Here is a 7,500-nt window from a genome sequence, read left to right as displayed (position 1 = left end):
GTTAAACGTTGCAAACGCATATCTAAAATCGCTTGCGCTTGTTTCTCACTTAAGCCGAAACGTTCCATTAAACCTTGTTTTGCAATATCAGCTGTTTTTGAACTACGGATTAAAGTAATAACTTCATCAAGATGATCTAAAGCAATTCGTAAGCCTTCTAAAATATGAGCACGCGCTTCTGCTTTCTCTAATTCATAAGCAGTACGTCTACGAATCACTACCTTTTGATGCTCTAAATAATAATATAGATTTTGTTTTAAATTTAAGACTTGTGGCTCTCCATTTACAAGAGACAACATATTAATACCGAAACTTGTTTGGAGTGCTGTATGTTTATATAGATTATTTAATAGTACATTGGCATTGGCATCACGACGTACTTCCATAACAATACGCATACCATTTCGATCTGATTCATCACGTAAATCTGTAATACCTTCAATTTTCTTATCACGAACTAGTTCTGCGATCTTTTCAATTAATCGCGCCTTATTAACTTGATAAGGTAGTTCTGTTACGATAATAGTTTGTTTACCATTTGCTCTCTCTTCAATTTCAACTTTAGCACGAAGTATAATAGAACCGCGACCTGTTTCGTAAGCTCTTCGAATTCCACTTCGCCCTAAGATTAAACCTGAAGTTGGGAAGTCTGGTCCAGGAATATATTCCATTAATTCCGCGATAGTGATATCAGGGTTATGACTTAATGCCAACACACCATCAATTACTTCCCCAAGTTGATGCGGTGGAATGTTTGTTGCCATACCAACCGCAATACCCGTCGTACCATTGACTAATAAGTTAGGGAAACGCGCTGGTAATACAACTGGCTCTCTTTCAGAACCATCGTAGTTATCTTGATAATCAATTGTATTCTTTGTAATATCGCGTATTAATTCCATAGAAATCTTAGACATTCTTGCTTCTGTATAACGCATTGCTGCCGCTGAATCTCCATCAACAGAACCGAAATTACCATGTCCATCAACAAGCATGTAACGTTGACTAAAATCTTGTGCCATACGTACCATTGTTTCATAAACAGCTGAATCACCGTGCGGGTGATACTTACCAATTACTTCGCCGACAATACGCGCCGACTTCTTATATGCTTTATCAGCTGTAATTCCTAAATCATTCATCGCATATAAAACCCTACGATGAACTGGTTTTAATCCATCACGAACATCTGGTAATGCACGAGACACGATAACACTCATTGCGTAATCTAAAAATGAGGTACGCATTTCATGACTAATATTAATTTCTCGAATTCGTGCTTGTTGTTGATTGTCTGACATCAACGAGCACCTCCTCTTACATTTCCGTTACACATACATTGATTTATATGTAGAAGACAGGAATACTTAGATTCCTGTCATTACTCACTTAAATATCAAGGTTTTTCACGTATTTTGCATTTTCTTGGATAAAGTTACGACGCGGCTCTACTTTATCACCCATCAAAATTTCAAATGTTTCATCCGCTTCAATTGCATCTTGAAGGGAAACTTGAAGTAACGAACGTACTTCTGGGTCCATTGTCGTCTCCCACAGCTGAGTTGGATTCATTTCCCCTAGACCTTTATAACGCTGAATCCCAGGCTTAGGTTGAGCTGGTAATTCAGCTAGTATTTTTTCAAGTTCTTTATTGTTATAAGCATATTGAATTTTTTTACCTTGTTGTACTTTAAACAACGGTGGCTGTGCGATATATATATATCCACACTCAATGATTTGACGCATATAACGATAGAAGAACGTTAATAATAGGGTACGAATATGTGCACCATCAACATCGGCATCTGTCATAATAATAACTTTATGATAGCGAGCTTTTTCAATAGCAAAATCCCCACCAATATTTGTACCAATTGCTGTAATAATTGTACGAACTTCATCATTTGATAAAATCTTATCTAAACGTGCCTTTTCAACGTTAATAATTTTACCCTTCAGTGGTAAAATCGCTTGAAAATGACGATCGCGTCCTTGTTTTGCAGATCCGCCCGCAGAGTCACCCTCCACGATATAAATTTCGCTAATTGCTGGATCTTTAGAAGAACAATCGGCTAGCTTCCCTGGTAAACTTGAAACTTCTAGAGCACTCTTTCGGCGCGTTAGTTCACGAGCCTTTTTAGCCGCTACACGTGCACGTGCTGCCATAGTCCCTTTATCTATAATTTTACGTGCAACATTGGGATTTTCTAGTAAGAACTTTTCAAACGCCTCTGAGAATACAGACTCTGTAATCGTTCTCGCTTCACTATTTCCAAGTTTCGTCTTTGTTTGTCCTTCAAATTGTGGATTTGGATGCTTAATTGACACGATTGCTGTTAAGCCTTCACGAACATCTTCACCAGTTAAATTACTATCCGCATCTTTTAAAATATTATTTTTACGACCATAATCGTTAATTACACGTGTTAGAGCAGTCTTAAAACCTACCTCATGTGTACCGCCTTCATACGTATGAATATTATTTGTAAATGAATAAATATGATTTGTATAGCCTTCGTTATATTGAAGAGCAACCTCAACCTGAATCCCATCTTTTGAACCGTCAACATATACAGGTTCTTCATGAATCGGTTGTTTTGAACGATTTAAATGTTCAACATATGATTTAATTCCACCTTCATAATGGAATTCTTTCTTTTGCTTATGTTCACGCTTATCTTCAATTGTTAATTTAATATTACGATTTAAAAACGCCAACTCACGCATACGAGTCGCTAATGTATCAAATTCGTATTCTGTCGTCTCTGTAAAAATTTCTGAATCTGGCTTAAAGCGTGTGATCGTTCCTGTACGATCAGTTTCACCTATTACTTTTAAATCCGCAGCCGGGATCCCACGTTCATATTTTTGATAGTGTATTTTTCCATCTCGATGTACAAATACCTCTAATTCTGTTGATAAAGCATTTACAACAGATGCACCTACACCATGCAAACCACCAGAAACTTTATAACCACCACCGCCAAATTTACCACCGGCATGGAGTACCGTCATAATAACTTCTACAGCAGGACGTCCCATTTTTTCTTGTATACCAACAGGGATACCACGACCATCATCTGTTACAACAATACTATTATCTTCTTCAATACTGACATTAATTTCATCACAATATCCTGCTAAAGCTTCATCAATACTGTTATCAACAATTTCCCACACGAGGTGATGAAGACCTTTTCCACTTGTAGAACCGATATACATACCAGGACGCTTTCGAACTGCCTCCAGTCCTTCTAACACCTGAATCTGACTTTCATCATATGCATTTTCCTGTATTTGCTTTTGTTCCATTGACACAAAGATCACCTACTTTTCCATTTAAACAGAAATTATTTTCTGTCTATTTCACAATCTACCGTGCCGTTCGTTACATGAATTGTTTTCGCTTCTTTCAATGTTTCATGTTCAATTCCCTCGACACTCGTCGTTGTCACAAAGGTTTGTACTTTTCCTTGAATTGTATTTAGCAGATGCGATTGACGATAATCATCTAATTCTGATAACACATCATCTAGTAAAAGAATTGGATATTCCTTAACCTCTGAGTATATCAATTCAATTTCAGCCAATTTTAGGGATAGTGCGGTTGTTCGTTGTTGTCCTTGTGAACCAAAGACTTGAACATTTTTACTATTAACGAAGAATTGTAAATCATCACGATGAGGACCAAGTAAAGTTGTACCCCGAAAAATTTCACGTTGTTTCACAGATTGAAAACTTTCATAGTATACTTCTTTTATTTTCGACAAATCCATTGATTCTGATACATCTACACTTGGTTTATAAACGATTTCTAACTCCTCTAATCCCCTACTAATTCCGCGATGAATTGGAGCAGCCCATTCTTGTAGTAAATGCAAAAACTCAAAACGTTTTCGCAAAATTTTTGCACCATGCTCAATAAGTTGAAGTGTAAATACATCCAACATCGTTTCCTCATTTTTACTATTCCCTTGCATCTTCTTAAGTAAATGATTTCGTTGCGTGAGTACCTTTTGATATTGACTTAATTCATACAAATAGACCGGAGCTATTTGTCCAAGTTCCATATCCAAAAAGCGTCTTCGTACTTGAGGGCTTCCTTTTACAAGATTTAAATCTTCTGGGGCAAACATAACAACATTCATTTCACCAATATACTGGCTCAATTTTTGTTGTTCTAACTGATTTAACTTTGCCTTTTTACCTTTTTTTGAAATATTTAATTCTAAGGATATTGAACTATTTCGCCTTTGTAATCTACCTTTTATATTACCATAATCCTCATCCCAACGAATGAGTTCACGATCGTTCGAAGTTCTATGAGATTTCGCCATCGCCAATACATAAATAGCTTCCATCAGATTCGTTTTCCCTTGCGCATTTTCACCAATAATTACATTGACTTTATCCTCAAAGGAAAGCTCTAAATGCTCATAATTGCGATAGTTTTTTAATTGTATTTCTGTAATAAACAAAGGGATCCCCCTTTATGCCTGAACTTGGAAAGTTCCGCTTCCCGGAATTTCAACAATATCATTTGCATATAACTTTCGGCCTCTTCTATTTTCAAGTTCTTGATTCACGTATACTTCATATTCTTGTAAGAACCATTTCACAGCGCCACCTGTATCAATTACATCAGCTAACTTTAAAAATTGTCCTAGTGTAATGTATTCTGTTGAAATCTTAATAAGTTTCATAAAATCGCTCACTTTCTGAAAGTGTTCATTCTTTCATTGTACTAAATAAACTAGCATTAGGAAAGTAATACCCCACAAATCAAATAAGGGTCACTAGTACCTTTACACTAGCAACCCTTAATCCTTACTTAGTAAGTACGGACTGGTAAAATTAATTGGATAATGGAATTATCATTTACTGTGCGAATTAAAAACGGTCTCATCGCTCCAGTAAAACTAACTTTAATTTCTGTACTGTCTAAAGCCTTTAATGCGTCCATCATATATTTTGCACTAAAAGATATTTTTAATTCTTCTCCATCTACATTTTCACATTGAACCTCTTCTACTACTTTTCCGATTTCTGGTGCATTCGAAGAAATCTCTAACATCTGTTGTTCTAATGTCGATAATTTAACAACGTTGTTACGACCATCTCTTGCTAACAGCGACGCACGATCAATCGCTTGTAAAAATTCTTTTGTATTTACAAATATATCAGTTTTACTTTCAGCTGGAATTAAACGCGTTGTATCTGGATAATTTCCTTCTAATAATCTTGAGAAGAATAATAAATGTTTTGTACGGAATAATACTTGATACTCCGTAATAACGATATCTACCATTTCTTCAGATTCATCTAGAATTTTACTTAATTCACTTAAGCTCTTACCAGGAATAACGACATTCGCTTGAAATTCATCGGCAATATTATACCCTTCGATTTTTGCTTTACGAAGTGCTAGTCTGTGACTATCTGTTGCAATACAAGTTAGCTCGCTGTTATATACCTTCCAGTTTACACCTGTCAAGATCGGTCTTGTTTCAGAACTTGAAACTGCAAATACTGTTTGACGAATCATGTGCTTTAGTAAATCTGTTGGAATCTTAAATACATGATGTTCTTCGATTTGTGGTAATAACGGATATTCAGCAGCATCTAAACCATTTAAGTTGAACTCTGATTTTCCAGATTTTATTTTTGTCATAAAATGATTTTCCACAGAAATCTCGACAGTTTCTTTAGGTAATTTTTTTACGATCTCACTAAAATATTTTGCTTGTAAAATAATACTTCCTGATTGTTTAATTTCCACAATTTCTTTTCCAGCATCTTCGACTGGGATAAATGATTCGATAGAGATGTCTGCATCACTACCTGTTAAAGTAACTCCTTCTTCAGTTGCTACAACTTTAATCCCTGTAAGAATTGGAATTGTTGTACGAGAAGAAACTGCCTTCATTACATCTTGTACACTTCTTACAAGATAGTCTTTTTGTATTGTAAAACGCATAACGAAAAACCTCCGGTAAGTATAAGATTTTATTTATTTAATAAAGATATAAAAGTAGTAGTAATAGTACTAGGGCTTGTGGATATGTGGATAACCCTGTTTAAAGATGTAAAAACAGTCTATCTACATGTGGATAGACTGTGCGTAAAATAAGCTAAGTTATTCACACTATTCAGCTACTACTATTTTAAAATATCCTTAACTTCTTCAACGTGTTTTTGTAATTGAGTATCCGTTTTTAATAGCTTCGAAATTTTTTCGTGAGCATGGATTACTGTTGTATGATCGCGGCCACCAAATTCTTCACCTATTTTTGGCAAAGATGAGTCCGTAAGTTCACGTGATAAATACATCGCAATTTGGCGAGGGAATGCAACGGATTTTGTCCGTTTTTTTGCTTTGAAATCTTCTAATTTTACTTGATAGACGCCCCCAACAGCCTTTTGAATATCAGAAATAGAAATAATTCTAGGTATAGAGTTTGGAATAATATTTTTAAGCGCTTCAGCCGCTAAATCAGCATTCATATCTTTATTAATTAAAGATGAATAAGCTACAACTCGAATAAGTGCACCCTCTAGTTCACGAATATTTGAATCGATTTGATTTGCGATATAAAGCATAACTTCATTTGGTATATCAAGACCTTCTGCTTTTGCTTTTTTACGTAAAATTGCGATTCTAGTTTCTAAATCTGGTGGCGTAATGTCCGTAATTAACCCCCATTCAAAGCGAGAACGAAGGCGATCTTCTAAAGTTGGGATTTCTTTTGGTGGTCTATCGCTTGAAATCACAATTTGTTTACTTTCTTCATGTAACGCATTAAATGTATGGAAAAACTCTTCCTGTGTTTGTTCTTTTCCAGCAAGAAATTGAATATCATCTATCAATAAGACATCTACATTACGATATTTATTACGAAAATCGACAGCTTTATTATCACGAATTGAATTAATAAATTCATTTGTAAATTTTTCAGATGATAAATATACAACTTTTGCATTTGGGTTGTGTTCAATTACATAATGCCCAATTGCGTGCATTAAATGTGTTTTTCCAAGTCCAACGCCCCCATAAATAAAGAGCGGATTATAGGCTTTAGCTGGTGCTTCAGCTACAGCTAAAGAAGCAGCATGTGCAAAACGATTACCAGAGCCAATAACAAATGTATCAAATGTATATTTTGGGTTTAACATACTCTGTGGTAAGTGATTAGACTCATCATGTGCGTGTTTTTGCTTAACAGAAGGGAGATCTATATCCTCTTCTGCCTGACTTTGGGGAATGATAAAACGAATAGCTAGTTTTGCCCCTGTTAAATCATAAAGTGTTTCGGAGATTAGTTCCGAATAATGAGATTCTAGCCAGTCACGAGCGAATTCATTTGGAGCTGTAATAGTTAATACATCTTTTTTTAAGTTATGAGCAGTTGTTGATTTTAACCAGGTTTCATAACTTGGCTTGCTTACCTTTTTTTCTAATTCTTTTAAGGCACTATTCCATAAATCAGAGATATTTTCCAA

The 7,500-nt window shown here is 35.3% G+C and carries 6 protein-coding genes (1 of these 6 only partly in view); all 6 read right to left on the bottom strand.

Features of this window, described 5'->3' with window-relative positions; genetic code table 11:
• Nucleotides 1–1,301: the 5' portion of a DNA gyrase subunit A gene (gyrA, locus tag QCI77_RS00030; RefSeq protein ID WP_002034984.1), read on the bottom strand. 1,171 nt of this gene lie to the left of the window's left edge; the window shows 1,301 of its 2,472 coding nt (coding positions 1–1,301); its start codon is at nucleotides 1,299–1,301; its stop codon lies off the left edge, out of view.
• Between the two features lie 88 nt (nucleotides 1,302–1,389).
• A complete protein-coding gene (gene gyrB / locus QCI77_RS00025; protein WP_044438325.1) occupies nucleotides 1,390–3,312 on the bottom strand; it encodes a DNA topoisomerase (ATP-hydrolyzing) subunit B in 1,923 nt (640 codons plus the stop codon).
• 38 nt (nucleotides 3,313–3,350) lie between these two features.
• Entirely contained in the window at nucleotides 3,351–4,478 is a 1,128-nt protein-coding gene (gene recF / locus QCI77_RS00020) for a DNA replication/repair protein RecF (protein WP_002034987.1), read from the bottom strand.
• Nucleotides 4,479–4,490: 12 nt separating this feature from the next.
• Nucleotides 4,491–4,703, bottom strand: a complete 213-nt coding sequence (yaaA, locus tag QCI77_RS00015; protein WP_002016484.1) for a S4 domain-containing protein YaaA — start codon at nucleotides 4,701–4,703, stop codon at nucleotides 4,491–4,493.
• Nucleotides 4,704–4,831: 128 nt separating this feature from the next.
• Nucleotides 4,832–5,977, bottom strand: a complete 1,146-nt coding sequence (dnaN, locus tag QCI77_RS00010; RefSeq protein ID WP_002130198.1) for a DNA polymerase III subunit beta — start codon at nucleotides 5,975–5,977, stop codon at nucleotides 4,832–4,834.
• A gap of 182 nt (nucleotides 5,978–6,159) precedes the next feature.
• Nucleotides 6,160–7,500, bottom strand: a complete 1,341-nt coding sequence (gene dnaA / locus QCI77_RS00005) for a chromosomal replication initiator protein DnaA (protein ID WP_002016481.1) — start codon at nucleotides 7,498–7,500, stop codon at nucleotides 6,160–6,162.

Origin of the sequence: Bacillus cereus group sp. MG9 (genome assembly GCF_040459995.1) — a bacterium.
Classification (GTDB): Bacteria; Bacillota; Bacilli; order Bacillales; family Bacillaceae_G; genus Bacillus_A; species Bacillus_A mycoides.
The sequence above is the reverse complement of the archived record's forward strand: the minus strand, read 5'-3'. Positions and strand labels throughout refer to the sequence as shown.